Here is a 26703-nt window from a genome sequence, read left to right on the forward strand (position 1 = left end):
GTCAGCCCCCCAGCTTTTCCCGGAGGAAGGACAGGACTTCGGAGGCCGGCACGTCGTCGGCGACGAAAGACTGACCGAGACCGCGGGTGAGGATGAAGGTCAGCTTGCCGCCCTTCACCTTCTTGTCCTGGGTGATGGCTTCGAGCAGCATCTCAGCCGGCGGCAGGCCGCCAGGGATCTCACCCATGGAGACCGGCAGGCCGACCTCCTTGAGATGCTTTTCAACGCGCCTGGCCACATCCGGGCTTGCAAGGTTCATGCGGGCGGAAAACTGGTGCGCCAGCACCATACCGATCGCCACGCCCTCGCCATGGACCAGCCGCGCGGAGTCATATTCCGTCGCCGCTTCCAATGCGTGGCCGAAGGTATGGCCGAGATTGAGCAGAGCCCGCAGACCATTCTCGCGCTCGTCCTGCGCCACGACATCAGCCTTGGCCTGGCAGGACGTGGCGATGGCCTGGATGCGCGCCGCACCACCCTTCTCGAACATGTCGCGCCAGTTTGCTTCCAGCCATTCGAAGAAGTCAGGCTTGTCGATCAATCCGTATTTTGCGACTTCGGCATAGCCGGCGCGGAATTCCCGCGGGCTCAGCGTATCGAGCACGTCGGTATCCGCCAGCACCAGATCCGGCTGGTGGAACACGCCGATCAGGTTCTTGCCGTGGCGCGAATTGATGCCGGTCTTACCGCCGACCGAGGAATCGACCTGGGCCAACAGCGAGGTCGGGATCTGGATGAAGCGCGTGCCGCGACGGACGATACCGGCGGCGAAGCCAGTGAGGTCGCCGATCACCCCACCGCCGAGCGCGATGACCGCATCGTTGCGCTCGATCTTGGCTTCGAGAATGTGGTCGCAACTGCGGATCAAGGGATCGAAACTCTTGGTCTTCTCGCCGGCCGGCAGTGTCAGCGGGAAGACGGAAATGCCCTCGGCCGAGAGGCTCGCGGTTAGCACTTCGAGATAGCGCGCGCCGACATGCTCGTCGGTTATCACTGCCATGCGGCGGCCCTTGAGGCGGGCGGCGATTTGCTTGCCGGCGCGTGCGATGAGGCCCGGCCCGATCAGGATGTCATAGGACCGGTCGCCAAGTTCGACGCGGACGGTCTTTTCCAGTTCAGTCATTTCGCATTCTCATTTGCAAGCGATGCCACGGCGGCGATCACCTCGGCGGCCACGATGTCTTTTTTCACGTCGCGCGATTTCACCGCGAGATCGGCCTCGGCATAAACAGGATAGCGCGCGATCATCAGGTTCTCGAGCGTCTGCTTCGGGTTCTCGGTCTTGAGCAGCGGACGGTTGTCGCGCTTGATCACCCGCTCCCACAGTGTTTCGAGATCGGCATCGAGCCAGATCGAGACGCCGGCGGCCTTGATCGAGCCGCGCGTGTCGCCGTTCATGAAGGCGCCGCCGCCGGTCGAGAGCACGCGCGGGCCTGATCGCAGCAGGCGCTTGATCACGCGGTTCTCGAGCTTGCGGAACTCCGGCTCACCATATTTCTCGAAGAGTTCGGCGATGGTCATGCGGGAGACGCGTTCGATCTCGTGGTCGGAATCGATAAAGGGTATGCCGAGTTCGGAGGCGACCAGCTTGCCGATAGCCGACTTGCCCGCACCCATCAGCCCGACGAGCACGAGATTGCGCTTGCCCAGAACCTGTTTGGCACGGTCGGCCGTCGTCGGCTCGAAGATCGCCATCCCCTCCATGTGCTTCTCGTTCCCGCGTGTTTCAGTGTGTCCTAGGGGCAGGACATTCGTGCGTCAAGGCCGCGCACTTCTCGGCTTTCACCCTTGCACAAGCGTTTGAGCCCGACCATAACAGGAAAGCCTGTCCCCGAATCGAGATCAAGGACCCCCCGGCCGGCCGATGCCCACACTGTTCCGCTTCCTCTACTGGTGCGCGCTGATTGCCGGTATCATCTATGCCATCCTCTTTTCGCTCGCCCATCTCGTCGAGCCGAGGCCGCGGGATGCGACGATCGAGATCCCATCGGAGCGGACCAACCCGCCGTCTCAGGTACCCACCCAGTAAGGAGAGACCATGCGCGATCTCTCGGCCGCCCATGCAGAAGCCTTCCTGGAAATGATGAGCGCCGAGCGCGGCGCAGCCAAGAATACGCTTACCTCCTACGAAAAGGACCTCGACGAGCTATCGGCATTCCTGCGCACGCGCAACACGACACTCGGCGCTGCCGGAACCGCGGACCTGCAAGCCTTTCTCGGGCAGATGGCCCGGGAGGGCTACAAGGCCTCATCGCAGGCGCGGCGGCTCTCCGCGATACGCCAGTTCTACAAATTCCTCTATGCGGAAAACATCCGCGGCGACGACCCGACCGGCATCCTGGACGCGCCCAAGAAGGGCCGGCCGCTGCCGAAGACCCTGAGCCAGGCCGATATCGACCGGCTGCTGTCTCTCGCGGCCGAGGAAGCTGTGCGGGAAGGTCCGGGGCGGCTGGAACGGCTGCGCCTGCTGGCGCTGCTCGAACTCTGCTATGCCACCGGCATGCGCGTCACCGAGCTGGTCTCGCTCTCGGCGCGCGTCCTTGCCGAGAGTGGCCGCTTCCTGATCATCCGCGGCAAGGGCAACAAGGAACGGCTCGTGCCGCTCACCAAGGCCGCCATGGCCGCCGTCGCCGCCTATGGCGCAGAACTGAAGGCCGTGCATGGCGACAAGGAATTCGCCTATCTCTTCCCGGCCGACAGCGCCACCGGCTATCTTGCCCGGCAGGTCTTTGCTCGCGATCTCAAGAGCCTCGGGGCTCGCGCCGGCATATCGGCGGCGGCATTGTCGCCGCATGTGATCCGCCACGCTTTCGCCAGCCACCTCCTCGCCAATGGAGCCGACCTCCGCGTGGTCCAGGAACTGCTGGGGCATTCGGACATTTCCACCACTCAGATCTACACCCATGTACTGGACGAGGCATTGCGGGAACTGGTGGAAACGCATCACCCTCTTGCAAAAGCCGCAAAAAACGGGGATTAGAGCGCCACCGGCGGGAACTATCCCTGACGCTGTGAACGGGTGACCATGCACAACTATCTCGATTTCGAAAAGCCGATCTCCGATCTCGAAGGCAAGATCATCGAGCTCAAGACGCTCGCCGAGCAGGACGAGAGCATCGACACCTCGGACGAGATCAACCGGCTCGAGGCCCGGGCGCGCGACGCGACGATCGACATCTATTCCAAGCTGACGCCCTGGCAGAAGACCCAGGTGGCCCGTCATCCTGACCGTCCGCATTTCATCGACTACCAGCGCCAGCTGTTCTCGGAATTCACCCCGCTTGCCGGCGACCGCAAATTCGCCAATGACGATGCGATCCAGGCCGGCTTTGCGCGCTTCCGCGGCGAACCCGTCGTGCTGATCGGCCAGGAAAAGGGCAACGACACCAAGAGCCGCATCCGCCACAATTTCGGTTCGGCACGGCCTGAAGGCTATCGCAAGGCCATCCGCATCATGGAGATGGCCGATCGTTTCAGGCTGCCGATCGTGACGCTGATCGACACCGCAGGCGCCTATCCCGGCGTCGGTGCCGAGGAGCGCGGCCAAGCCGAAGCGATTGCCCGCTCGACCGAAGCCTGCCTCAATGCGCGCGTTCCGATCGTTTCCGTCGTCATCGGCGAAGGCGGTTCGGGAGGCGCGATCGCGATCGCGACCGGCAATCGCGTCTATATGCTGGAGCATGCAATCTATTCCGTGATCTCGCCGGAAGGTGCGGCATCCATCCTGTGGCGCGATTCGACCCGCGCCAAGGAAGCGGCGCAGAACATGAAGATCACCGCCGAGGACCTGAAGTCGCTCGGAATCATCGATGGCATCATTCCAGAGCCCGTCGGTGGCGCTCATCGAGCGCCTGAGAGGGTCATCAGCCAGACCGGCGATGTCATTGCGCAGGCGCTCGGCGAACTCAAGGGATCGGGCGATCTCCGCCAGGATCGGCGCCAGAAATTCCTTAATATGGGCCGCCAGCTCGGTTAGCACCCTTGCCGGCCGATTTTCGCCTAAACTCGGCCACATTCCTTCTCTCTGAAACGATTGCGGTTTCCCGCGACGGATTGGCTTGCACTGGTTAACCGGATGTGAATAGTCCGGTAACCAATTTTGCCGTATATAGCGAGCTGGAATCGCGGCGCCTCGCCGGCGCGCAAGTGGACAAGGTTGGATACGTTTTGGGCATGCGTTTCTCTCACGGACTTGTACTGGCGTTGGGGCTGGGCCTTTTGACGGGCTGCAGCACAGAAGAGACGCTCGGTGTCGAGCACGTCTCGAACCGGGTGGAACATCCGCTTCCGGCGAAGATGCGCCAGAAGCTCGTCAAGATGAATCTCACCATGTCGTCGCCGATCATGATGCGCATCTTCAAGCAGGAAGCGGTCATGGAGGTGTGGAAGGCCAATTCGCAGGACCGCTACCAACTCGTCGGCACCTATCCGATCTGTGCATGGTCGGGCCAGCTCGGCCCGAAGAAGAAGGAAGGCGACCGCCAGGCGCCGGAGGGCTTCTACACGGTCACGCCCGCCCAGATGAATCCACGCTCGGGCTACTATCTCTCCTTCGACATGGGCTATCCCAACAAGTTCGACCGGGCCTATGGCCGCTCGGGTCGCAACCTGATGATCCATGGTGCCTGCTCGTCGTCGGGCTGCTACTCGATCTCCGATGCTGCCGTGCTGCAGGTCTTCGCCTTCGCGCGCGACGCCTTCAAGGGCGGCCAGAAGAGCTTCCAGATCCAGGCCTTCCCGTTCCGGATGACCGCCGAGAACATGGCCAAGCACCGGTCCTCGGAACATTACGAATTCTGGAAGAACCTCAAGGTCGGCTACGACCATTTCGAGATCACGCATCGTCCCCCGGTTATCGACGTCTGCGGCAAGAAATATGTCTTCAACCAGGTCGGCGGCTGCGATTCCGGCACGCCGCCGGCGCTGACTTCAGCCTATCAAAGCTATTCGAAGACCTACGAGACCGCCTTCAACGCGGCGGCGAACAAGTATCCGGCCTCCTGGAAGGATACGACCGAATGGGACCGCAAGGCACAGGAACGTCTTGCTCGCCGCATGGGCAAGGTGGCCAACATCCCGAACGACGCCAACTATGTCGTCGTCGATCCGTCGGCCAAGCGTACCGAGACGTCTGACTCGGTCGCCTCCTATAGTGAGGCGAAAAAGAAGATAGAAGCCAAGATGCGCGGCTTGCCGCCGACCGTCGAATATATCTCGGTCGCCGAAGTCGAATACCGCAAGAAGATCGCCGCGGAAAAGCAAAAGGAACTGGAAAAGATCGAGAAGCGCCTGGCCAAGGCGAAGATCCCGGTTCCCGAAGCCAATCCCGTCAAGCCGGTGATGCAGGCCTATGCGGCCGAAGAGCAGGAAGCCGAGGTTCCGTTCTGGAAGGTCTGGGAAAAGAAGATCAAGGCCGCCCCGCCCGTTGAGGTGACCACGGCCGATCCGGCAGCACTTCCTGTCATGACCGAAGGTACGCAGTCCAAGAAGAAGATGGACGAAAAGGTTTCCGCCAAGACGCCGGCCGATGGTGCCGAAGAAAAGCCTGTCGCTGCGCCGGTCGTGACGACCGAAGCCGACAAGCCGAAGGAAAAGCCGTTCTGGAAGGTCTGGTGAAGCCGGACGACGCGCTTATCCGGCTCGATCTCCGCGGGTTGAAATGCCCCTATCCCGTCCTCAAGACCGAGAACCGCCTGTCGGCGGTTCGATCCGGCACGCTGCTCGAGGTCGAGACCACCGACCCTCTTTCCGCCATCGATATTCCACATTTCTGCAACGAGAACGGCCATGAACTCGTCTCGCAGGAGAAGACGGATGGCGGCCACCGCTTCGTGATCCGCAAGAAAGTGTGAACGCTCTATCTCCCCGGCGCGATGTTGCATTTCCCCCTCGATAGGCTCATCTCTTGTCGAAAGCAGCCAGCCTACGGGAAAACCATGTCAGAACACGATCTATCCCGCCGCGCCGTGCTCCAGTTCGTCGCTACGGGAACCATTGCCATGTCGCTAACTTCGCTCGCCCCTGCCGCAGAGGCAGCACCCAGTTTCGCCGTCACGCGGCCGATCCATATCCGCTCGGTGTCGCTGAAAGTACGCGACCTGCCCATGATGACCGGGTTCTATAACCAGATCATGGGCATGGATATCTTTTCACAGGACGAGAGCGAGAGCGTGCTTGGCAAGGATGGCCAGGCGCTGTTGACGCTGAAGGCGCGCCCCGCCGGCGAGCCCGACAGCGGCCGTTCGGCCGGCCTGTTCCATACGGCTTTCCTGATGCCGGACCGCGCTTCGCTCGGCAAATGGCTGATCTTCGCCGTCAAGAACGGCGTGCCCTTTACCGGCTTCTCGGATCATCTCGTCTCGGAAGCGCTCTATCTCGACGATCCCGAGGGCAATGGCATCGAGGTCTATGCCGACCGCGCGCCCGAGACCTGGCGCTGGAACGGAGACCAGATTGCCATGGCAACGGAAAGGCTGAACATCGACAGCCTCGTCGCCGGCCTGCCGGGCGACGCCACCATGCCTTACGTGGCACCCGAAGGCTTCCGCATCGGGCATGTGCATCTGCGTGTCGGCGATACCGCCAAGGCCGAGGACTTCTATCTGAAGACCGCCGGGCTCGACATGATGGCCAAGATCCCAGATGCCAGCGCGATCTTCCTCGCCAATGGCCGCTACCACCACCATATCGGCGCCAATGTCTGGCGCAGCCGCGGCGCGGGCCTGCGCGACGAGAAGATGAACGGCCTCGACGACCTCGCCTTCTCGGTTTCCGAACCCTTGATGGACGGCCTGCGCCGCCGGCTCACGGCCGCGGGCAGCGACTTCCACGAGCAGGGCGACACGGTCGAAGCGCTGGACCCGTGGGGCACGCGCGTCAAGTTCGTCAGCGCGGTGTGAGACTCAGGCCGCGACGCCGATCGTGATCGAGGACGATAGCACGCCGCCGTCGAGCTTTTCGAAGTCGAACATGTAGTTTTCCGTGTCCTTTATCGGGATGATGTTGTCGTCACCGTTGCGGGTGTCCCGCGCCGGCCGGCCTTCGTAATCCGGATGCTGGCCGTAGACGATGTCGCTCAGATTGTCGTCGAAATAGATTTGGCTGACCAGCAATTCCCGGCCCCCTGTCACGATCCGGCAGTGAATGTGGATCGTGCGGCCCGAATACCAGCCCGGATAGGCGGTCATGAATGCCGCCACACCGTTGGCATCCGTCGATTGCCGGCCACGAAAGGCCAGTCCCTGCAGCGCCTCGGCATCATCGAGGGTACACATGGCGGCGGCTTCGCGACCGGAATAGACGCCACGATGGTCGGTATGCCAGATTTCCACATCGGCGCCTTCGATGGGGCGGCAATCGCCGGCATGAACCAGCCGGAAGGCAACGCGCATCGGCAGGCCCGTCCTGCCTTCGGTAATGTCGGGCCGCACCGGCACGCCGTTGACATGGCAGGGTCCGAGCGTCTGGGCAACGGTCGTGCTGCAATTCGGTCGCTCGCGAAAGACCGGCGGCGGCAACTTGCCGGTTGACACGGCTCGCGTCCCGCCAGAGAGGAAATCGCTGCCTTTCCAGTCGAAGCTCCGCGCGGCTATGGCGCCATGCCGTCCTGGCCAGAGCGCAACACCTGCCGCACTGCCTGCGACGGCCAGTCCACCAAGGATCAGGGTCCTTCTCTTCATGCTGCTTCTCAAGCTCGTCGTCGCCGGGCTGATCTAGCGCAAGCCGTGAAAATTCCAAACTAAATCATAGTCGATAAGTGGTGCGGCCGGGACGGGGGCGAGCCCCGGCCGCGGGGTCAGCCGAGTTTCTGCTTGAAAAACTCGACTGTCCTGGACCATGCCAGGTCGGCCGCTTCCTTGTTGTAGCGGGCCGCCGAGGTATCGTTGTTGAAGGCGTGGTTGGCGCCCTCATAGATGAAGATCTGGAAGTCCTTCTTGTTAGCCTCAAGCGCCGCCTTGTAGGCGTCGATGCCTTTGTTGATCCGATCGTCGAGCCCGGCATAGTGCAGCATCAGCGCCGCCGTGATCTTGGGCACGTCCTCGACCGGAGGCTGAGCACCGTAATAGGCGACGCCCGCCTTGAGATCGGGCGACAGCGTTGCCAGCCGGTTCACCTGGCCGCCTCCCCAGCAGAAGCCGATCGCGCCGACATTGCCGGTCGAATTCGCATGCGTCTTGAGAAATTCCACTGCGGCAACAAGATTGGTGCCATAGATGTCAGGCGTGATCGCGCCGATCATCTCGCGCGCCTTGTCCTCGTCCTCGGGCGTGCCGCCCGAGGGGGACAGCATATCCGGCGCCATGGCGAGAAAGCCTTCGAGCGCCATGCGGCGCGTCACGTCCTTGATGTGATTGTTGAGGCCGCGATTCTCATGGATCACGATCACCGCCGGCAGCTTGGTGGCGTCCTTGGGCATGGCCGCATAGGCCTTGATGTCGCCGGGCGCGCCGCGGTAGGTGAGGTCGGTGGTCGTCAGCCGCGCATCGTCGACCGACACCACTTCGGCGGCGGCCTGGCTGGCCGCCAGAAGCGGCGCGATCGCTGCTGCGGCGGCACCCGAACCGGCCAATCTCTTGAGCGTTTGCATGAAGGCGCGGCGATCGAGTGTCAGATGCGTATATTCATCATAGGCATCGATCATGGCCTGGGTAATCCGGGGCTGTTCCATGGCGTTTCGCTCCCTGCTTGTCCCTTTGCTGTCAGCCACCTTAGCCGCGAGTAAGGCAAAGGCCACATCCGGCATCGCAAATGCGGGCGCCGCGCAGTCAAAATTGTGTGATGGAACTTCCGCGAATTTCGAGCGTTAATTTAACCCTATTCGACATGCCAGCCGTGGCTCGCGATCAGCGACTGCCCGGTCAGGGCATTGGTCGGGAAGGCGGCGAAGAAGAAGGCCACCTCGGCGACATCCTCGATCGTGGTGAATTCGCCATCGACCGTCTGGCCGAGCATCACCTTCTTGACGACTTCCTCCTCGGAGATGCCGAGTGTCTTGGCCTGTTCCGGGATCTGTTTCTCGACCAGCGGCGTGCGCACGAAACCGGGGCAGATCACGTTGGAGCGGATGCCGTGGATACCATTTTCCTTGGCGACCGACCGCGCAAGGCCGAGCAGGCCATGCTTGGCAGTGATATAGGCCGACTTGGCGGCCGAAGCCTCCTTGGAATGGACCGAACCCATATAGAGGACCGCGCCGGACTTCTGCTTCTGCATATGCGGCAGCACGGCTTTGGTGGTGAGGAAGGCGCCGTCGAGATGGATCGCCAGCATCTTCTTCCAGTCAGAATAGAGGAAGTCCTCGATGCGGTTGACGATCTGGATGCCGGCATTGGAAACGAGCACGTCAACCGTGCCCCATTTCGCGACGACATCGGCGACGCCCTTGTTGACCGCATCCTCGCTGGTCACGTCCATGGCGATGCCAACGGCCTCTCCCGGACCCATTTTCGACAGTTCCGCCGCGGTGGCCTCCGCCGCTTCTGCCTTGAGGTCGGCGATGGCGACCTTTGCGCCCGCCTCGACATAGCGCTTGGCGATTCCGAGTCCGATGCCGCTCGCAGCACCCGTGACGATTGCGATCTTACCTTGCAGGTTCATGTAGTCCTCCTTCGGATCTTGCGTGGTCCCGGCGGTAGTCGATCGAGACGAAACCGTCATCGGGGATCACGCGGTTGTTCCATTGCGGCGACGCGAATGTCTTCATCACGTCGTCATATCCGGCGCGCCAGTGCTCTTCCATGGTCAGGCGCGAGAATTCGTTGTCCATCGCATGGGTCTCATAGGTCTTGCGCGCATAGATGAGATGCACCGCCGTCACCGCGCCGCGATCGTCCTGCTCCTTCAGATATCTGACATCGCGGTCGTTGGCGAATTCGGGTGGCAGCTTGGCGAGCAGGCGGCGGAGTGCCTTCTCGTGGCGCGCATGCCGGGCGGCTTCGTTGGTGTTGAGACGGGTCCGACTCGAAAAGCGGATCTCCTTCTCGCGGGCGAGCACGTCGGACATGTCGCGCGGCATGGCACCCTTGGCGGAGAACAGGTCGACCTGGAAGACACAGATGTCCTCGCGGGTATTGCGCTCGTCGATGATCCACTGGAACGGGGTGTTCGAAACCAGGCCGCCATCCCAATAGAACTTTCCGTCGATCTCCACTGGCGGAAAGCCTGGGGGCAGCGCACCGGAAGCCGCGACATGATGCGCTGTAATCGGCACCGGTCGCTCTCGCAGCCGACAGGGATGGGTGTCGAAATAGGCGAAATTGCCTGACATGACGTCCACCGCGCCCAGGCTGAGCCGGATCTTGCCACGATTGATCAATTCCCAGTCGACGAGTGCGTTCAGGGTGTCGATGAGTGGCGACGTATCGTAGAGACTGATCGCGGCATCCGGCTCGGCCAGATATTGCCAAGGCATCAAGGCCCGCGGGAGATAGAAGCCGTTGACGCCGGCCGTTGCACTGAAGGCGGCGGAATATTCGTTGAGCCATTTGCGGATCAGCGGACCCGTCTCGACAGGAAGCGTTCCCGGCCCGGATGTCGCCAATTCCCAGAAGCGGCGCAGGTTGCCGACGCGCTTCTCGTCCGGGCTTCCTGCAATGATCGCAGCATTGATCGAACCAATCGAAATGCCGGCGATCCATTCGGGCCTCACACCCGCCTCATGCAGCGCTTCATACGCGCCGGCCTGGTAGGCACCGAGTGCGCCGCCGCCTTGGAGAACCAGGTATTTTCTGTCCTTGCCGAGGTCCATGTCGAACATTCCGTCAACCTATAGGAGACATATAGGCCGGAATGCTGCGCTGCAAAATTAATTTATGGCAAGGTTGACCGCCAGCCACAGCCAGAGCAGGCCGTTGACCGCATAACCGGCAATGAAGACCGGCACGCGATAGCGCAGCCGGTTCTGGCCGACATGAATTATGGCATGGGTGATGCGCAGCCCGACGAAGATCCAGGCGAGCAAGACCGCGATCATCCCGGCATTCCCGGTTGCGTAGTTGGCGATACAGCCCGCGATGAACAGGACCGGCAATTCATACTGGTTGGTCAGATTGTTCTTGAGGAAGCGCGTCTCCTCGGGCTCGGTCACATTGTCGCGGAGTTGCGACAGCCTCACCCGTCCCGCCTTCACTGCCGCCTTCCTGCGATTGAAGAGCAGGTAGTAGACGACGTAGATCAGCGCGATCTGAACGATCACGGGCCAGAATATGGCGGTGGACTGCTGCATGCCTGATGTCTCCGTTCAGCCGACAACGGCCTTCAGGACAATCAATACGCCGGCATCAAGCAATACGATCACCATGGCGAGCGAATAGCTCCAGAGCTTGAACGCTGTGACACGCGAGGCGGCACGGATCGCGTCGTCTCTCGGCTCGGCCGGCAGCGCGTCGACCATCGCACCGATCCGGGCATTTTCGAGATAGTCGAAGCCGACAGCGATGAGGCTGGCCGAAATGCCGAGGTAGAGCGTCAGCCGCGGCACGAAATGTGCTGCGCCGAGAATGCCGGAAAAATGCAGCGACCAGCCGATCAGCGTAACGCCGGTCAACGCCGGCAGATATTGATCGAGCTTTCGCACGCGGTTGACGCGCGCAAGCCGCTCGCGGTCGCCATGCAGCACCTTCATCATCTTCTTCACGCGCCGAACGTGATAGCCGAAGAAGCTATGGGCCTGCAGCGCCGTAAAGGCCGGTGCCTGGATGCGCATATAGGCGGCGAGCAGGACGCTGGCGACCGTGGCAAGCCACAGTGCCGGCAGCCAGTCGCCCGTGAACATCCAGCCCAGACCTGGCATCAGGCACCGCCGTGATAATTCGGGCTTTCCCGCGTGATGGTCACGCCATGCGGATGGCTTTCGCGCAGACCGGCGCCGGAAATGCGCACGAAAGTCGCCTTTTCCTGGAAATCGGGAATGTCCTTGCCGCCGACATAGCCCATCGAGGCGCGAAGACCGCCTGCAAGCTGGTGCAGGACGGAAGCGACCGGACCCTTGTAGGCAACCTGTCCTTCGATACCCTCGGGCACCAGCTTCAGCGTATCGCGCACTTCCGCCTGGAAATAGCGGTCGGCCGAGCCGCGCGCCATGGCGCCGACCGAACCCATGCCGCGATAGGCCTTGAAGGAGCGGCCCTGGTAGAGATAGGTCTCGCCGGGGCTCTCGTCGGTTCCCGCCAAGAGCGAGCCCACCATGACGGCTGAAGCGCCGGCCGCGATCGCCTTTGCCAGATCGCCCGAGAATTTGATGCCGCCATCGGCGATCACGGGAATGTTCTGTTTCTGGGCCGCATCGACAGCCCCCATGATCGCGGCGAGCTGGGGTACGCCGACACCCGCAACGATGCGGGTGGTGCAGATCGAGCCCGGACCGATGCCGACCTTCACGGCATCCGCGCCCGCATCGATCAGCGCCTGCGTCCCATGCGGCGTGGCGACATTGCCGGCCATGATGCGGACCGAGTTCGAAAGCTTCTTGGCGCGCGTCACGGCATCCAGCACACGCTGGGAATGACCATGCGCGGTATCGATGACGAGAAGGTCGATGCCGGCATCGATCAGCCGTTCGGCACGTTCGAAGCCATCGTCGCCGACGCTGGTGGCGGCAGCGACACGGAGCCGACCCTGCGCATCCTTGGAGGCATTCGGGTTGAGCTGCGACTTCTCGATATCCTTGACGGTGATCAGGCCGATGCAATGACCCTCGTCATCGACAACCAGCAGCTTCTCGATGCGGCGATTGTGAAGCAGGCGCTTGGCCTCGACTTGATCGATGCTCTCCTTCACCGTGACGAGGTTTTCCTTGGTCATCAGTTCGTGAACCGGCTGGTCCGGATTGGTGGCGAAACGGACATCGCGGTTGGTCAGGATGCCGACCAGCTTGCCCGTACGGGCATTACCGGTGCCGAGCACGACGGGGATGCCCGATATGGAATGCGTCTTCATCAGCGACAGCGCTTCGGCGAGCGTTCCATCCGGGCTGATCGTCACCGGATTGACAACCATGCCGCTCTCGAACTTCTTGACCTGGCGGACCTGCTCGGCCTGCTCGATCGGGGTGAGGTTGCGGTGGATGACGCCGATGCCGCCGGCCTGGGCCATGGCGATCGCCAGCTTCGCCTCGGTGACCGTGTCCATCGCAGCGGAAAGAATGGGAAGATTGAGCTCGATATCGGCCGCGATCTTGGTGGCGATATTGGTCTGCCCGGGCATGACTTCGGAGTGACCCGGCTGCAGCAGCACGTCGTCGAACGTGAGCGCTTCGAGCCCGGTTGCAGTTTCAATGATACGTGCCATGCCATGATCCTTAAAAAAACGGCCCGGTGGCGGTTGGGAGAACCGCGTTGGGCGCGTGTGGACTATCGGAAGATGACGCGGGCTCGTAACACGAAGAAACGCGGAAGGGAACTGCCCGACGCGTGAATTTTCAATGATAATGCAACGCCGCCGGAGTGGCAGCATCGCAAATCATTGTCGCTTATTGCATCGACGGCCGCACCAGCGGGAATGGTACGCTGCCGAGCGGGGGGATGAAGAGCGAGAAGTCGTCGCTTGTCGTCACCAGCGCCGTGGCAACAGGCTGTTCGGCGACAAAGGCCGTTACCGGCACCTGCGTGTCGGTGATCATGCCATCGGACCGGTACTCTGCGACTGCCATGTTGGCGACCGAAGGCGCCTTGAGCACAAGGGCGCAGGCATCCGGCAGGGCCGACATCATGAGATGCTTGGGCTTGGCGACCTTCACCGGCTTGGTCGGTTTGACGACTGGGCGCGGTCTGACCTTGTCGAGCCAGTCGGCGACCTGTTTACCGCAGCCGCTATCCGTCGGCGGATCCACCTGATCCTCGCAGCCGGAAGACCCAGGCGGGCATTTCATGCGGATGTGGAAGTGGTAGTGATGGCCCCAGATCGGCCGGATCTTGTTGAGCACGGACCTGTCCGAACCCTCGAGCGTGTCGCAGAGCTTCTTCTTGATCGCGGGATGGACGAAAACGCGCTCGACCTGCGGATAGCGCGCCGCGCGGACGATCAAGCGCTGATGCGCCTTGGTCCATTTTCTGTTGTCGACCTGCACCATGCTGGGCTTCAGCACCGAGGCCTCGGGAACGACTTCGCGCTCCTGATAGGTGAGCGGACGATTAGGCATCGGCGTCAGCCAGATATCGGCGTCGAGGCCGATCTGGTGCGAGGCGTGGCCCGACAGCATCGGCCCGCCGCGCGGCTGCGAGATGTCGCCGATCATCAGCCCGTTCCAGCCGTCTTCGGCCTTGGCTTCACGCGCCAGCCGCTCGACGAGCGCGATCATTTCGGGCGTGCCCCAGCGACGGTTGCGCGACAGATGGATCACCTGCCACGCCGGCCCGTCCACCGGAATGGCGATGCCGCCGGCCAGGCAGCCCTTGGCGTAAAAACCGAGCGGCATGGCGCGTTGCTTGGAAGGCAGTGTCAGCTTGCCGAAGAGCTGCTTGGCGGGCACGGCGTCCTGCGCCAGCGCCGCCGATGCTGCCATCAGCACCGACAGGATCAGTGCGGACAGCTTGAAACCGAATGCTCTCAAACCGGTTGTCCCCTTTTCGCCGCGTCTTGCCCGTCACACTCAACGGGATCGTGATTTGCTACGCAGTCTAACCAATTCCATGATTCTGGTGAATCCATGGTGAAGGCCGAAAGGGGCGGCAGAAGCCTCTTAGAATTGCCATGATGGCGTTTTCATGCACTGTTGCTGCAAATCGGCAACGATTGTTGAAAGGAATACAGATGGGTTTGATCGTCTCGGGACTGCGTGGGGGACTTATACTGGCGGTCGCCGCTTTCTCCTTGGCCCTGCCCGCGATGGCTCAAGATGCTCCATGGACCAATGGCATATCGGTCATCGGCGAACTCAAGTATCCGCCGGGCTTCAAGCATTTCGACTATGTGAACCCGGATGCGCCCAAGGGCGGCACTCTCAAGCTCTCCGATCTCGGCACCTTCGACAATCTCAATCCAGTGGTGAACAAGGGCAATATCGCCGCCGGCATCGGCATGGTCTACGAGACGCTGATGAAGAGCTCCCTGGACGAGGCCTTTTCGAGCTATGGACTGATCGCCGAAAGCATCGCCTATCCGCCCGACTTCGGCTGGGTCAAGTTCCGGCTCAACCCGAAGGCCAAATGGGCCGACGGCCAGCCGATCACCGTCGAGGACGTGCTCTTCTCCTTCGAGAAGACCAAGGAACACGACCAGACCAAGTATTTCTATTACCAGCACGTCAAGGCGGGCACGAAGACCGGCGACAACGAGGTCACCTTCGAGTTCGACACCAAGGGCAACAGGGAACTGCCTGCCATCATGGGCCAGCTGATCATCGTGCCGAAACACTGGTGGGAAGGAACCGCGGCCAACGGCAAGAAGCGGGATGTGAGCGCCACGACGCTCGAGCCTGTCCTGGGTTCGGGACCCTACAGGATCAAGTCCGTCAATCCCGGCAATACCGTGGTCTACGAGCTGCGCGACGACTATTGGGGCAAGGACCTCAATGTCAGTCTCGGCCAGGACAATTTCCGCACCGTCACATACACATTCTATGCCGACCGCAATGTCGAATTCGAATCCTTCCGCGCCGGCGACACCGACTACTGGGCCGAGAACGAGGCGAAGCGCTGGGCGACGCAATACGACTTTGCCGGCATGAAGGAAGGCAAGGTCAAGCGCGAGACGCTGCCGAATGACGGCCGCAACACCGGCGTGATGGTGGGTTTCGTGATGAACCTGCGCCGCGAGCAGTTCAAGGATGTCAGGGTCCGCAAGGCGCTGAACTACGCCTATGACTTCGAGACCCTCAACCGCACGCTCTTCTTCGACCAGTACAAGCGCGTCAATTCCTTCTATTACGGCACGGAACTCGCCTCATCGGGCTTGCCGCAGGGCAAGGAGTTGGAGATTCTGAACGAAGTGAAGGATCTGGTGCCGCCCGAGGTGTTCACCGAGGAATACAAGAATCCCGTCGCCGGCGATCCCAAGATCTTCCGCGAGAACATGTTCAAGGCGATCCAGTTGCTGAAGCAGGCGGGCTACGAACTCAAGGGCAGCAAGATGGTCGATTCCAAGACCGGCAAGCAGCTCACCATCGAAATCATGCTCAACTCGCCCGTGGTCGAGCGCGCCGTGCTGCCCTATGCGCAGAACCTGAAACGTATTGGCATCAATGCCACCGTGCGCTCGGTCGACGCCTCGCAATATGTCGAACGCTCCCGCAAGCGCGACTTCGACATATTTTATTATGCCTGGGGCGAGTCGCTCAATCCGGGCAACGAGCAGGCCGACTATTGGGGCTCGCAGTCGGCCAAGACCGACGGCTCGCAGAACTATTCCGGCATTTCCGATCCCGGCATAGACGCCCTCGTCAAGCGCGTGGTCTTCTCGACCGATCGCGACGATCATATCGCGGCAGTCAAGGCACTCGACCGGGTGCTGCTCCATCACCAGTTCGTCGTGCCGAGCTACACGACCCGCGATTCCCGCATTGCCTATTGGGACAAGTTCGACCGGCCCAAGGAGCTTCCCTACTATTCCACCGGCTTCCCCACGATCTGGTGGGCCAAGTAGGATTGAAGCCTCGCGAAAGGCTTGCGCTTTAGGGAAATTCGGCCTTCCTTGCGAAACGCGAATCACCTGTTGGCCGTAAGCGCCGGAGACCAGCCTTGATCGAGCATATCGCCGAAAAGACGGAGACCTGACTTGGGAGCCTATATCCTCAGGCGCCTTGCGCTGATGATCCCCACCCTCTTCGGTATCATGCTGCTTTCCTTCATCGTCGTGCAATTCGCGCCTGGCGGACCCGTCGAGCAGGTCATTGCGCAGATTACCGGCCAGGATTCGAGTGGCGACCGGCTGACCGGATCGGGTAACGAAGTCGGCAATTTCGATCCGGCATCGTCCGATTCATCAAGCCGCTACCGCGGTTCACAGGGCCTCGACCCTGAATTCATCAAGAAGCTCGAAGTCCAGTTCGGTTTTGACAAGCCGGCCTATCAGCGCTTTGGCGAGATGATGTGGAACTATGCCCGCTTCGACTTCGGCGAGAGCTTCTTTCGCGACGAAACGGTGCTGAACCTGATCATCGAAAGAATGCCGGTCTCCATCTCCCTCGGCCTCTGGATCCTGCTCTTCTCCTACGCGATCTCCATTCCGCTCGGGATCAAGAAGGCGGTCAGCGATGGTTCGACCTTCGACGTTTGGACCTCTGGCGTGGTCATCATCGGCTATGCCGTGCCGGGCTTCCTGTTCGGCATCCTCCTGATCCTGCTCTTCGCCGGTGGATCGTTCTTCGACTGGTTCCCGCTGCGTGGCCTGGTTTCGGACAATTTCGACGAGCTCTCCTGGCCGGAAAAGATCCTGGACTATGCCTGGCACATGGTGCTGCCGATCACGACGCTGGTGCTCTCCTCCTTCGCCACAACCACGCTGCTGACCAAGAATTCCTTCATCGACGAGATCAAGAAGCAGTATGTCGTGACCGCCAGAGCCAAGGGATTGACCGAGAACCGCGTTCTCTACGGCCATGTCTTCCGCAACGCGATGCTGATCGTCATTGCCGGCCTGCCGGGCGCCTTCATATCGGCTTTTTTCAGCGGCGCGCTGCTCATCGAGTATCTGTTTACCCTCGAGGGCCTCGGACGCCTCGGCTATGATGCGGTGGTCAAGCGCGACTACCCGATCGTCTTCGGCACGCTCTACATCTTTTCGCTGATGGCTCTCGTCGTCGGCCTCATCTCGGACCTCATCTATACCTGGGTCGATCCGCGGATCGACTTCGACAAGCGGGAGGTCTGACATGGCAGCTCCCGTGAAGAGACCTCGGCTCAGCCCGATCAACCAGCGACGCCTGCAGAACTTCAAGGCGAACCGGCGCGGCTACTGGTCGCTCTGGATATTTCTCGTGCTCTTCGGGCTCAGCCTGTTTGCCGAATTCATCGCCAATGACAAGCCGATCATCGCCTCCTACAAGGGTGAGATCCTGGTCCCGGTGCTGGTCGATTATCCGGAGGAGAAGTTCGGCGGCTTTCTGGCGCAGACCGATTACCGGTCCGACATCATCCAGGAAGAGATCAACGCCAATGGCTGGATGATCTGGCCGCCGATCCGGTATTCCTACAATACCGAGGGATTCAATATCCCGCATTCGGCGCCGACGGAACCGTGGTGGATGATCCGGGATACGGCGTGCTCGGCCTATCCGCTGGGCAATGACGATCCGAATTGCGACCTCGGCAATCTCAATTGGCTCGGCACCGACGACGGCACCCGCGACGTGCTTGCCCGTGTGATCTACGGCTTCCGCATCTCGGTGCTTTTCGGCCTGGCGCTCACGCTGCTCTCGGCCGTCGTCGGTGTCTCTGCCGGCGCCGTGCAGGGCTATTTCGGCGGCAGGGTCGATCTCCTGATGCAGCGCTTCATCGAGATCTGGTCGTCGATGCCGGTGCTCTACATCCTGATGATCCTGGCGGCCGTGCTGCCTCCGGGCTTCTTCATCCTGCTTTTCATCCTGCTGCTGTTCTCCTGGACGGCCTTTGTCGGCGTGGTCCGTGCCGAGTTCCTGCGCGCCCGCAATTTCGAATATATCAGGGCGGCGCGCGCGCTTGGGGTCGGCAATGCCACGATCATGTGGCGGCACATGCTGCCCAATGCCATGGTCGCAACGCTGACCTTCATGCCCTTCATCCTGTCGGGCTCGATCACGACGCTGACCTCGCTCGACTTCCTCGGCTTCGGCATGCCGCCGGGCTCGGCTTCGCTGGGTGAACTCGTGGCGCAGGCCAAGAACAATGTCCAGGCGCCCTGGCTCGGCTTCACCGCCTTCTTCACACTGGCGATCATGCTGTCGCTGCTGATCTTCATCGGCGAAGCGGTCCGCGATGCCTTCGACCCGCGGAAGACATTCCAATGACCGAACCCCTCCTCTCCATCCGTGATCTCTCCGTTGCCTTCCATCAGGGCGGGCAGACCTCGCTTGCGGTCGATCGCGTCTCCTTCGACATCGCCAAGGGCGAGGTCGTGGCGCTGGTCGGCGAGTCGGGTTCCGGCAAATCGGTCACCGCCAATTCCGTCCTCAAGCTCCTGCCCTATCCCGCCGCGAGCCATCCCTCGGGCCAAGTCTTCTTCAAGGGCAAGGACCTGATCAAGGCGACGCCGGATGAACTGCGTAAGGTTCGCGGCAACGATATCACGATGATCTTCCAGGAGCCGATGACCTCGCTCAACCCGCTGCACTCGATCGAGCGGCAGATTGCGGAAATCCTCCACCTGCATCAGGATATGACTGCGGCGGCGGCGCGAAAACGGGTGATCGAACTGCTCAACGAAGTCGGCATCCGCGAGCCCGAGAAACGGCTCGGTGCCTTCCCGCATGAGCTCTCCGGCGGCCAGCGGCAGCGTGTGATGATCGCGATGGCGCTCGCCAACCGCCCCGAGCTGCTGATCGCCGACGAGCCGACGACTGCGCTCGACGTCACGGTGCAGGCCCGCATTCTCGAACTGCTCGCCAAACTCAAGGCCGACTACGGCATGTCGATGCTGTTCATCACCCATGATCTCGGCATCGTCCGAAAGTTCGCCGATCGCGTCTGCGTCATGACCAAAGGCAAGATCGTCGAGGCAGGACCGACGTCGGAGATTTTCGCCAATCCGCAGCATGCCTACACCAAGCACCTGCTCGCCGCGGAACCCAAGGGCGAACCGCCGGCATCGGACGATTCCAAGCCTATCATCATCGAGACCGATGATCTCAAGGTGTGGTTCCCGATCAAGACCGGCTTCCTTCGCCGGATCACGGATTACGTCAAGGCGGTCGACGGCGTGGACCTCAAGCTCCGGGCCGGCCACACGCTGGGCATCGTCGGCGAGTCCGGCTCCGGCAAGACGACGCTCGGTCTTGCCATGACCCGTCTCATTTCATCCGAGGGCCGCGTTGCTTTCGTCGGACGTGACATTCAGGGGTTTGGCTTTGCCGAGATGCGGCCGCTGCGGAAGGAGATGCAGATAGTCTTCCAGGATCCCTATGGCTCGCTCTCACCCCGCATGTCGGTGGGCGACATTGTCGGTGAAGGGCTCTCCATCCATGAACCTTCTCTCAGCGCGGACCAGCGCGACGCCCGCGTTTCCGAAGCACTCACCGAGACCGGCCTCGATCCAGAGACACGCCATCGCTATCCGCACGAATTCTCAGGCGGACAGCGCCAACGCATAGCGATCGCCCGTGCGATGGTGCTCAAGCCAAAATTCGTGATGCTCGACGAACCGACTTCGGCGCTCGACATGAGCGTGCAGGCCCAGGTGGTCGAGCTGCTCGGCGAATTGCAGGTCAAGCACGAGCTCGCCTATCTCTTCATCTCCCACGACCTCAAAGTCGTGAAGGCGCTCGCCAACGACATCATCGTCATGCGCAACGGCAAGGCCGTAGAGACGGGAACGGCGAAAGAGCTTTTCGCCGACCCCAAGGAAGATTATACCAAGGCTCTCCTCGCTGCTGCCTTCGATATCGAGGCGAAGCCCGTTCCTCCAGCCGCCTGACAGAGTGCCGAAATGCCTGCCAAAAGTCCCGTCATCGTCGATCTTCGCTTTCATCCGGAACAGGTCCGGGAAGGCCTGAAGAATGCTTTTCCCGGCCGCGAGGTCATTAACCGCGCCGATCCGGCAAGCCGCGACAAGGATCTCTCGACGGCGCATTATGCCGTGCTCTGGAAGCCGCTCGACGATCTCTTCCTGCGCGCCAAGGGCCTCAAGGTGCTGTTCTCAGGCGGCGCCGGCGTCGACCATGTGCTGACCCTGCCCGGCCTGCCCGACCTGCCACTCGTGCGCTTCGTCGATCCCACGCTCACCACGCGGATGAGCGAATGGGTGGTGATGCAGTGCCTGATGCATCTTCGCCAGCATGTTGTCTATGAGCGGCAGCGCGCCAAGAAGCTGTGGGCGCCGCTCACCCAGCCGGAGGCCTCCGAACTGACCGTCGGCATCATGGGCATGGGCGTGCTCGGCACAGATGCCGCCTGCAAGCTCAAGGTCATGGGCTTCAACGTCATTGGCTGGTCGAAGTCCCGGAAGTCGATCGAAGGCGTCGAGACTTTCGAAGGATCGCAGCTCGACGCCTTCCTCGGCAAGACCGATATCCTCGTCGGCCTCTTGCCGCTGACCTCGGAAACATCCGGCATCTTCAATGCCGAGCTCTTCGCAAAGCTACGCCGAGGCGGCCCGCTCGCGGCGCCTTTCTTCATCAATGCTGGTCGTGGCGGCAGCCAGGTGGAGGCCGATGTCATCGCAGCGCTCCGCAAGGGCGTCCTCAAGGGTGCCTCGCTTGACGTCTTCGAGACCGAACCTCTGCCGTCGACCTCGCCGCTCTGGACGATGGACAACGTGCTGATGACGCCGCATTCGGCCGCCGATTCCGACGTGAAGGCATTGTTCGATCATGTCGAACGGCAGATCGAGCGGGTCGAGGCGGGCAAGCCGCTCGAACATCTCGTCTCGCGTCAGTCCGGCTATTGATCGAGAAAGATCACATCCATCGCTGACGGCAGATCGATGATCTGAGCCGGGTGAGCGGACATCTTTCCCGTCTCGAAATCCCGTTCGAAAAGCGCCACGTTGCCGGACTTCTGGTTGGCGACTGCCAACAGTGTTCCGGTTCGGTCGAGCCGTATGGCGCGCGGGAATTTTCCGCCGCACGGCACCTCGTCGCGCAGGCGCGCCATGCCGGTCTCCGGGTCGATCCAGAAGGTGGCGATCGTATCGGCCCCTCGGTTCGCCAGCATGAGATAGTGTCCGTCCGGCGAGATGGCGAGGCCGGACGGATAGTTTCGGCCCGCATGTGGAGCCTTCGTCGCGGCATCGGTATCAGCAAGCTCGGCCATGCCGGCGCTGGAGTCGTAGCGCAGCGTCAACAGCGTCGAATCGAGCTCACCGCAGACATAGACGAACGGTCTCGATGGATGGAACGCGCAATGGCGCGGGCCCGAGCCGGCGGGCAGTTTCACTTCACGAGCCAAACGAATGGCGCCCAAATCCTGGTCGAAATGATAGAGCCAGAGCCCGTCGGTGCCGAGATCGACGGCGGCAAGCAATCGGTTGTCAGGGCTGAACATCACGCAATGGCTATGCGGTCCTTCCTGTCGAGACCGGTCGGGGCCATGGCCAGCCTGCGACAGGACAACCGCGAGCGGATCGATGCCGCCTTCGGCCGAGATCGGAAACAGGGCAATTGCCGCGTCGTCACCTGCCCTTTCGGCGCGATAATTGGCAACGGCCAACCAACGGCCACTCTGGTCGAGTGCTGCGTGAACCGCGGCACTACCGCCAGTCGGCCGGCTGCCCTTGAAAACAAGCCTCTCGCCATCAAGCGCCAGCGCGCTCACCTGGCCTTCGCCGTCCATCTCCGATGTGACGAACAGCGTCCGGCTCCTCTTTGCAGGAGCGAGGAAGGATGGAGACGGTGCGTCCATGGTCTCGGAGAGCATCCGCGGCGGCTGGCTGATGACCGGCCAGTCGTAAAGCCGGGTAACAGCCGGCAGGCGATTTCCGTCCCGATCCTTGCCTTCCGCCGAAGCCGTCGCAAACCGCATTCCAATCTCCGCCACATGATTCCCGCACCGTCATCCCATGTTGCATCGACGCGGTCCAGCAGGCGTAATGCGATCTTAATTGACGCTTACGTAAAATGTATATCACCGCCGAATTCCCTTGCAGGATGGGCCGACTTTGCTCATCTTGAGATTAGCGAAGCGGTTGGGGAGCCGTGCGAGAAAGTGGAGGAACAACAAATGACGGGAGCAAGCCCCGCAGTCCATGACCATCTGGCGGGCCGTCACTGGCTCAAGTCCTACCCGGTTGGAATTCCTGCTGAAATCGGACCATTGGAGCACAGCTCCGTCGCCGGCCTTTTCGAAGCGAGCTGCCGGAAATATGCGGCCAAGCCCGCCTTCATCTGCATGGGCAAAACCATGACCTATGCGGAGATCGACCGGGCCTCCGCCAAGGTCGCTGCCTGGCTCCAGGCCAAGGGTCACAAGAAGGGCGAGCGCATCGCCGTGATGTTGCCCAACGTCCTGCAGTATCCCGTCGTGACCATGGGCATCCTGCGCGCGGGCCTGACGGTGGTGAATGTCAACCCGCTCTATACGCCGCGCGAGCTCGAGCATCAGGTCAACGACGCGGGCGCGACCGGCATCTTCGTTCTCGAGAACTTTGCCCGGACAGTCCAGCAGGTCATCGGCAAGACACAGCTCAAGACCGTCGTCGTCGGGACGATGGGCGACATGCTGGGGCTCAAGGGCCATATCGTCAATCTCGTTGTCCGCAAGGTCAAGAAACTGGTGCCGGAATGGTCGCTGCCGGGTCACACGCCGTTCAAGCAGATCATGGCGGGCAGCGGAAACTTCAAACGCACGGATATCGGCCTCGACGACGTGGCCTTCCTGCAATATACGGGTGGCACGACCGGCATTTCCAAGGGCGCTGTTCTCACCAACCGCAATGTGCTGTCGAACGCCGCGCAGAGCGGCATCTGGCTGACCGCGGCCTACAAGATGAAGGGCGCCGACCCCAACAACGTGCTCTACGTCTGCCCGCTACCGCTCTACCATATTTTCGCGCTGACCGTGAACATGGTGATGGGCATGGCGGAGGGGGCGACAAACCTGCTGATCCCGAATCCACGTGACATTCCGGGCTTCGTCAAGGAGCTCGGCAAATACAAGGTCAATTTCTTCCCCGGCCTCAACACGCTGTTCAACGCGCTCGCCAACAACGAGGATTTCAAGAAGCTCGACTTCTCGAGCCTGATGCTGACGGTGGCCGGCGGCATGGCCTGCCAGCGCCCGGTCGCCGAGAAGTGGGAAGCAATAACCGGCGATGTCATTCTCGAAGGCTACGGCCTCTCCGAGACCTCGCCCGTCGCCTCGGTCAACCCGCCCGGTTCCACGACCTTCTCAGGCACGATCGGCCTGCCCATCCCCTCGACCGAATTCGATATCCGCGACGACGACGGCAAGAGCGTGCCGCTCGGCCAGGTCGGCGAGATTTGCATCCGCGGCCCTCAGGTCATGGCCGGCTACTGGAACCGACCCGACGAGACCGCCCGTGTCATGACCCCGGACGGCTATTTCCGCTCCGGCGACATGGGCTTCATGGACGAGAACGGCTTCGTCAAGATCGTCGACCGCAAGAAGGACATGATCCTGGTCTCCGGCTTCAACGTCTATCCCAACGAAGTCGAGGAGGTCGCCGCCGCCCATCCCGGCGTGCTCGAAGCCGCGGCGATCGGCGTGCCCGACGAGAAGACTGGGGAGGCCGTCAAACTCTTCGTCGTCCGCAAGGACCCGAACCTCACCGCCGAGTCGGTCAAGGAATTCTGTGCCCAGGGCCTGACCAACTACAAGCGCCCGCATTTCATCGAGTTCCGCGACAGCCTGCCGAAAACGAATGTGGGCAAGATTCTCAGGAAGGAACTGCGGGGTTGATCTGGTCTTGAGGCGAGGGTGCTTTGCGCCCTCGCCTTCGTGACGCTATTCCACGATTTTCCAGTACGAATCCTTCTGCACCACCTTGCCATCGCGGAAGGTGTAGAAGTCGCAGCCCCGCACGTGCTTTCTCACGCCGTCTTGTGTGGTACCCGTGAGCGTCCATTTCGACATTCCGGTATTGGCGCCAGCGTCGACGAAATGCTCTTCTTCGCCATAATGGACGTCGGGCAGGCCTTCAAAGCGGGTTGCGAGTGCCGCGCGGACCCTGTCCCTGCCCTCAAAACGGGCGCCCCAGGGCTCGCTTCCTCTCGGCATCTGCAGGACGCAATCGCTCGAGAAGAATGACATGATCCGATCGAGATCATGGGCGTTGAAGGCGTCGCATAGCGAGACCAGAGTCAACCTGATATCCATCGCTGTCCTCCCCCGACCGCGTCGAATACGGTCTTATCGCATGTCAGGATAGCACGGATAGGCTCTTCCAAGGAGATAAGCCGCGCCGCACAAAACCATCAATCCGATCTTCTTTTTGCCTTGTTCCAATCGGTTGAAATGAGTAGCGTCCGGCCACATTGACCAGGAGGGCACGAGGCCATGTCTGCGATATCAGATAAGCTCAAGGACGCCGTTTCATCCACCAGCGCCACCGCCATTCGTGAGGCCTTTGCGGCCGATCCGGAGCGGTTCGACAAATATCACGCCTGGTTCGAAGACCTGCTGTTTGACTATTCCAAGACGGCAGTGAACGACACGATCCTCGGCCTGCTCGAACAACTCGCCGCCGAAGCCGGCGTCGCCACCAAGCGCGAGGCGATGTTTTCGGGCGAGATCATCAACATCACCGAAAAGCGCGCCGTGCTGCACACGGCGCTCCGCAACCGCTCCAACGCGCCCGTCATGGTCGACGGCAGGGATGTGATGCCCGACGTCAATGCTGTTATCGCCGCCATGGGCAATTTTGCCGAGGGCGTGCGGTCCGGCAGCATCCCCGGCGCGACCGGCAAGAAGATCACCGATGTCGTCAATATCGGCATCGGCGGCTCCGACCTCGGCCCCGTCATGACCACGCTGGCGCTCGCACCTTACCATGATGGCCCGCGCCTGCATTATGTCTCCAACATCGATGCCGCCCATATCGCCGACACGCTGAAGCTGCTCGACGCCGAGACGACGCTGTTCATCGTGGCCTCCAAGACCTTCACCACGATCGAGACGATGACCAATGCCCAGACGGCGCGCGCCTTCATAGCCGATGCGCTGGGCGAGGCTGCGGTGAAGCATCATTTCGCCGCCGTTTCCACCGCGCTCGACAAGGTCGCGGCCTTCGGCATCGAGGGGACACGCGTCTTTGGTTTCTGGGATTGGGTCGGCGGCCGCTATTCGATCTGGTCTGCCATCGGCCTGCCGCTGATGCTGGCGGTCGGCGCGGACGATTTCGGAAAATTCCTAGACGGCGCGCATGCGATGGACAACCACTTCCGGTCCGCGCCCTTCAATCGCAACGTACCCCTGCTGCTCGGCCTGATCGGCTACTACCAGCGCAACATTCTCGGCTACACATCCCGCGCCGTCATCCCCTACGACCAGCGCCTCAGCCGCTTCCCGGCCTATTTGCAGCAGCTCGACATGGAGTCGAACGGCAAGGGCGTGGTAATGGATGGCTCGCCGGTGGAAGGCTCGTCGGGCCCGGTCGTCTGGGGCGAACCCGGCACCAATGGCCAGCACGCCTTCTTCCAACTGCTGCATCAGGGCACCGATGTCATCCCGGTCGAGTTCATGATCGCCAAGCAGGGCTTCGAGCCCGAGCTGCGCTACCAGCACGAACTGCTGATGTCGAACTGCCTCGCCCAGGGCCAGGCACTGCTCAAGGGCCGCACAGTGGCCGAGGCCAAGACCCAGTTGCTCGCCCAGGGCTGGGAAGACAAAAAGGCGGACCAGATCGCGCCGCATCGTTATTTCAGCGGCAACCGCCCATCGATCACCTTCGTCTATGACAAGCTGACCCCGTTCGCGCTCGGCCGCCTGATCGCACTCTACGAGCACCGCGTCTTCGTCGAAGGCGTGCTGTTCGGCATCAATTCCTTCGACCAGTGGGGCGTCGAGCTCGGCAAGGAACTGGCGACCGGCCTGCTGCCAGTTGTGCAGGGCAAGAAAAGCACCGAGGGACTGGATTCGTCGACGGCGGGGCTGGTGGCGGCGCTGAAGGGCGCCTGACCTC

General features: G+C 61.7%; 25 protein-coding genes. 13 read left to right on the top strand and 12 right to left on the bottom strand.

Features of this window, described 5'->3' with window-relative positions:
• Position 1: 1 nt before the first annotated feature.
• Positions 2 to 1123: a 3-dehydroquinate synthase gene (gene aroB / locus AC2YI2_RS30915; RefSeq protein ID WP_487390379.1), complete on the bottom strand. Its 1122-nt coding sequence runs from the start codon at positions 1121 to 1123 to the stop codon at positions 2 to 4.
• Positions 1120 to 1704, bottom strand: coding sequence for a shikimate kinase (locus AC2YI2_RS30920; RefSeq protein WP_487390380.1), 585 nt, complete (start codon positions 1702 to 1704; stop codon positions 1120 to 1122). The genes aroB and AC2YI2_RS30920 overlap by 4 nt, the downstream gene beginning before the upstream one ends.
• A 160-nt stretch (positions 1705 to 1864) precedes the next feature.
• On the opposite strand from AC2YI2_RS30920, the gene AC2YI2_RS30925 reads away from it, so the two are divergent.
• From AC2YI2_RS30925 to AC2YI2_RS30950, 6 genes are all read left to right on the top strand, one after another.
• Positions 1865 to 2029: a hypothetical protein gene (locus AC2YI2_RS30925; RefSeq protein ID WP_487390381.1), complete on the top strand. Its 165-nt coding sequence runs from the start codon at positions 1865 to 1867 to the stop codon at positions 2027 to 2029.
• A gap of 9 nt (positions 2030 to 2038) precedes the next feature.
• Entirely contained in the window at positions 2039 to 2980 is a 942-nt protein-coding gene (locus AC2YI2_RS30930) for a site-specific tyrosine recombinase XerD (protein WP_487390382.1), read from the top strand.
• A 45-nt stretch (positions 2981 to 3025) separates the two neighbouring features.
• Complete coding sequence (locus tag AC2YI2_RS30935) at positions 3026 to 3976, top strand: acetyl-CoA carboxylase carboxyltransferase subunit alpha (protein WP_487390383.1); 951 nt, start codon at positions 3026 to 3028, stop codon at positions 3974 to 3976.
• 197 nt (positions 3977 to 4173) lie between these two features.
• The gene (locus AC2YI2_RS30940; RefSeq protein ID WP_487390384.1) at positions 4174 to 5616 is read left to right on the top strand and encodes a L,D-transpeptidase family protein; all 1443 of its coding nucleotides are present in this window, start codon (positions 4174 to 4176) and stop codon (positions 5614 to 5616) included.
• The gene (locus tag AC2YI2_RS30945; RefSeq protein ID WP_487390385.1) at positions 5613 to 5852 is read left to right on the top strand and encodes a sulfurtransferase TusA family protein; all 240 of its coding nucleotides are present in this window, start codon (positions 5613 to 5615) and stop codon (positions 5850 to 5852) included. The genes AC2YI2_RS30940 and AC2YI2_RS30945 overlap by 4 nt, the downstream gene beginning before the upstream one ends.
• An 84-nt stretch (positions 5853 to 5936) precedes the next feature.
• Positions 5937 to 6899, top strand: a complete 963-nt coding sequence (locus AC2YI2_RS30950) for a VOC family protein (RefSeq protein ID WP_487390386.1) — start codon at positions 5937 to 5939, stop codon at positions 6897 to 6899.
• Positions 6900 to 6902: 3 nt separating this feature from the next.
• On the opposite strand, the gene AC2YI2_RS30955 is transcribed toward AC2YI2_RS30950, so the two are convergent.
• From AC2YI2_RS30955 to mepA, 8 genes are all read right to left on the bottom strand, one after another.
• Positions 6903 to 7679: a dioxygenase family protein gene (locus AC2YI2_RS30955; protein ID WP_487390387.1), complete on the bottom strand. Its 777-nt coding sequence runs from the start codon at positions 7677 to 7679 to the stop codon at positions 6903 to 6905.
• Between the two features lie 116 nt (positions 7680 to 7795).
• Positions 7796 to 8668: a dienelactone hydrolase family protein gene (locus tag AC2YI2_RS30960; RefSeq protein WP_487390388.1), complete on the bottom strand. Its 873-nt coding sequence runs from the start codon at positions 8666 to 8668 to the stop codon at positions 7796 to 7798.
• 146 nt (positions 8669 to 8814) lie between these two features.
• Positions 8815 to 9597, bottom strand: coding sequence for a 3-hydroxybutyrate dehydrogenase (locus AC2YI2_RS30965; protein WP_487390389.1), 783 nt, complete (start codon positions 9595 to 9597; stop codon positions 8815 to 8817).
• A complete protein-coding gene (locus AC2YI2_RS30970; RefSeq protein WP_487390390.1) occupies positions 9581 to 10756 on the bottom strand; it encodes a DUF3734 domain-containing protein in 1176 nt (391 codons plus the stop codon). Before AC2YI2_RS30970 ends, AC2YI2_RS30965 begins: the two co-directional genes overlap by 17 nt.
• 48 nt (positions 10757 to 10804) lie before the next feature.
• Positions 10805 to 11224 carry an MAPEG family protein gene (locus tag AC2YI2_RS30975; protein WP_487390391.1) on the bottom strand — a complete coding sequence of 140 codons (420 nt, stop codon included), beginning with the start codon at positions 11222 to 11224 and terminating at the stop codon, positions 10805 to 10807.
• 15 nt (positions 11225 to 11239) lie between these two features.
• Positions 11240 to 11791 carry a hypothetical protein gene (locus AC2YI2_RS30980; protein WP_487390392.1) on the bottom strand — a complete coding sequence of 184 codons (552 nt, stop codon included), beginning with the start codon at positions 11789 to 11791 and terminating at the stop codon, positions 11240 to 11242.
• Complete coding sequence (guaB, locus tag AC2YI2_RS30985) at positions 11791 to 13287, bottom strand: IMP dehydrogenase (protein ID WP_487390393.1); 1497 nt, start codon at positions 13285 to 13287, stop codon at positions 11791 to 11793. The genes AC2YI2_RS30980 and guaB overlap by 1 nt, the downstream gene beginning before the upstream one ends.
• 181 nt (positions 13288 to 13468) lie before the next feature.
• Complete coding sequence (gene mepA, locus AC2YI2_RS30990) at positions 13469 to 14500, bottom strand: penicillin-insensitive murein endopeptidase (RefSeq protein WP_487390415.1); 1032 nt, start codon at positions 14498 to 14500, stop codon at positions 13469 to 13471.
• A 248-nt stretch (positions 14501 to 14748) separates the two neighbouring features.
• On the opposite strand from mepA, the gene AC2YI2_RS30995 reads away from it, so the two are divergent.
• The 5 genes from AC2YI2_RS30995 (at position 14749) to AC2YI2_RS31015 (ending at position 21513) form a co-directional block, all read left to right on the top strand.
• Complete coding sequence (locus tag AC2YI2_RS30995) at positions 14749 to 16578, top strand: extracellular solute-binding protein (protein WP_487390394.1); 1830 nt, start codon at positions 14749 to 14751, stop codon at positions 16576 to 16578.
• Positions 16579 to 16710: 132 nt separating this feature from the next.
• Entirely contained in the window at positions 16711 to 17805 is a 1095-nt protein-coding gene (locus AC2YI2_RS31000; protein ID WP_487390395.1) for a microcin C ABC transporter permease YejB, read from the top strand.
• Between the two features lies 1 nt (position 17806).
• Positions 17807 to 18919: an ABC transporter permease gene (locus AC2YI2_RS31005; protein ID WP_487390396.1), complete on the top strand. Its 1113-nt coding sequence runs from the start codon at positions 17807 to 17809 to the stop codon at positions 18917 to 18919.
• Positions 18916 to 20541, top strand: coding sequence for an ABC transporter ATP-binding protein (locus AC2YI2_RS31010; protein WP_487390397.1), 1626 nt, complete (start codon positions 18916 to 18918; stop codon positions 20539 to 20541). The genes AC2YI2_RS31005 and AC2YI2_RS31010 overlap by 4 nt, the downstream gene beginning before the upstream one ends.
• Before the next feature lie 12 nt (positions 20542 to 20553).
• Entirely contained in the window at positions 20554 to 21513 is a 960-nt protein-coding gene (locus tag AC2YI2_RS31015) for a 2-hydroxyacid dehydrogenase (RefSeq protein WP_487390398.1), read from the top strand.
• Here AC2YI2_RS31015 and AC2YI2_RS31020 read toward each other — a convergent pair.
• Positions 21507 to 22586 carry a lactonase family protein gene (locus AC2YI2_RS31020; RefSeq protein WP_487390399.1) on the bottom strand — a complete coding sequence of 360 codons (1080 nt, stop codon included), beginning with the start codon at positions 22584 to 22586 and terminating at the stop codon, positions 21507 to 21509. The genes AC2YI2_RS31015 and AC2YI2_RS31020 overlap by 7 nt on opposite strands.
• Before the next feature lie 198 nt (positions 22587 to 22784).
• Here AC2YI2_RS31020 and AC2YI2_RS31025 point away from each other — a divergent pair, with 198 nt between their 5' ends.
• Complete coding sequence (locus tag AC2YI2_RS31025) at positions 22785 to 24482, top strand: long-chain-fatty-acid--CoA ligase (protein ID WP_487390400.1); 1698 nt, start codon at positions 22785 to 22787, stop codon at positions 24480 to 24482.
• A 45-nt stretch (positions 24483 to 24527) separates the two neighbouring features.
• On the opposite strand, the gene AC2YI2_RS31030 is transcribed toward AC2YI2_RS31025, so the two are convergent.
• Positions 24528 to 24899: a nuclear transport factor 2 family protein gene (locus AC2YI2_RS31030; RefSeq protein WP_487390401.1), complete on the bottom strand. Its 372-nt coding sequence runs from the start codon at positions 24897 to 24899 to the stop codon at positions 24528 to 24530.
• 180 nt (positions 24900 to 25079) lie between these two features.
• On the opposite strand from AC2YI2_RS31030, the gene pgi reads away from it, so the two are divergent.
• Complete coding sequence (pgi, locus tag AC2YI2_RS31035) at positions 25080 to 26699, top strand: glucose-6-phosphate isomerase (protein ID WP_487390402.1); 1620 nt, start codon at positions 25080 to 25082, stop codon at positions 26697 to 26699.
• Positions 26700 to 26703: the final 4 nt, after the last annotated feature.

The sequence above is a fragment of the Rhizobium sp. SRI_017 genome (assembly GCF_057586295.1).

Bases quoted from the DNA above. Each gene is read 5' to 3' on its own strand.
- aroB (WP_487390379.1), bottom strand. From the start codon at position 1,123: ATGACTGAACTGGAAAAGACCGTCCGCGTCGAACTTGGCGACCGGTCC.
- AC2YI2_RS30920 (WP_487390380.1), bottom strand. From the start codon at position 1,704: ATGGAGGGGATGGCGATCTTCGAGCCGACGACGGCCGACCGTGCCAAA.
- AC2YI2_RS30925 (WP_487390381.1), top strand. From the start codon at position 1,865: ATGCCCACACTGTTCCGCTTCCTCTACTGGTGCGCGCTGATTGCCGGT.
- AC2YI2_RS30930 (WP_487390382.1), top strand. From the start codon at position 2,039: ATGCGCGATCTCTCGGCCGCCCATGCAGAAGCCTTCCTGGAAATGATG.
- AC2YI2_RS30935 (WP_487390383.1), top strand. From the start codon at position 3,026: ATGCACAACTATCTCGATTTCGAAAAGCCGATCTCCGATCTCGAAGGC.
- AC2YI2_RS30940 (WP_487390384.1), top strand. From the start codon at position 4,174: ATGCGTTTCTCTCACGGACTTGTACTGGCGTTGGGGCTGGGCCTTTTG.
- AC2YI2_RS30950 (WP_487390386.1), top strand. From the start codon at position 5,937: ATGTCAGAACACGATCTATCCCGCCGCGCCGTGCTCCAGTTCGTCGCT.
- AC2YI2_RS30955 (WP_487390387.1), bottom strand. From the start codon at position 7,679: ATGAAGAGAAGGACCCTGATCCTTGGTGGACTGGCCGTCGCAGGCAGT.
- AC2YI2_RS30960 (WP_487390388.1), bottom strand. From the start codon at position 8,668: ATGGAACAGCCCCGGATTACCCAGGCCATGATCGATGCCTATGATGAA.
- AC2YI2_RS30965 (WP_487390389.1), bottom strand. From the start codon at position 9,597: ATGAACCTGCAAGGTAAGATCGCAATCGTCACGGGTGCTGCGAGCGGC.
- AC2YI2_RS30970 (WP_487390390.1), bottom strand. From the start codon at position 10,756: ATGTTCGACATGGACCTCGGCAAGGACAGAAAATACCTGGTTCTCCAA.
- AC2YI2_RS30975 (WP_487390391.1), bottom strand. From the start codon at position 11,224: ATGCAGCAGTCCACCGCCATATTCTGGCCCGTGATCGTTCAGATCGCG.
- AC2YI2_RS30980 (WP_487390392.1), bottom strand. From the start codon at position 11,791: ATGCCAGGTCTGGGCTGGATGTTCACGGGCGACTGGCTGCCGGCACTG.
- guaB (WP_487390393.1), bottom strand. From the start codon at position 13,287: ATGGCACGTATCATTGAAACTGCAACCGGGCTCGAAGCGCTCACGTTC.
- mepA (WP_487390415.1), bottom strand. From the start codon at position 14,500: ATGGCAGCATCGGCGGCGCTGGCGCAGGACGCCGTGCCCGCCAAGCAG.
- AC2YI2_RS30995 (WP_487390394.1), top strand. From the start codon at position 14,749: ATGGGTTTGATCGTCTCGGGACTGCGTGGGGGACTTATACTGGCGGTC.
- AC2YI2_RS31005 (WP_487390396.1), top strand. From the start codon at position 17,807: ATGGCAGCTCCCGTGAAGAGACCTCGGCTCAGCCCGATCAACCAGCGA.
- AC2YI2_RS31010 (WP_487390397.1), top strand. From the start codon at position 18,916: ATGACCGAACCCCTCCTCTCCATCCGTGATCTCTCCGTTGCCTTCCAT.
- AC2YI2_RS31015 (WP_487390398.1), top strand. From the start codon at position 20,554: ATGCCTGCCAAAAGTCCCGTCATCGTCGATCTTCGCTTTCATCCGGAA.
- AC2YI2_RS31020 (WP_487390399.1), bottom strand. From the start codon at position 22,586: ATGCGGTTTGCGACGGCTTCGGCGGAAGGCAAGGATCGGGACGGAAAT.
- AC2YI2_RS31025 (WP_487390400.1), top strand. From the start codon at position 22,785: ATGACGGGAGCAAGCCCCGCAGTCCATGACCATCTGGCGGGCCGTCAC.
- AC2YI2_RS31030 (WP_487390401.1), bottom strand. From the start codon at position 24,899: ATGGATATCAGGTTGACTCTGGTCTCGCTATGCGACGCCTTCAACGCC.
- pgi (WP_487390402.1), top strand. From the start codon at position 25,080: ATGTCTGCGATATCAGATAAGCTCAAGGACGCCGTTTCATCCACCAGC.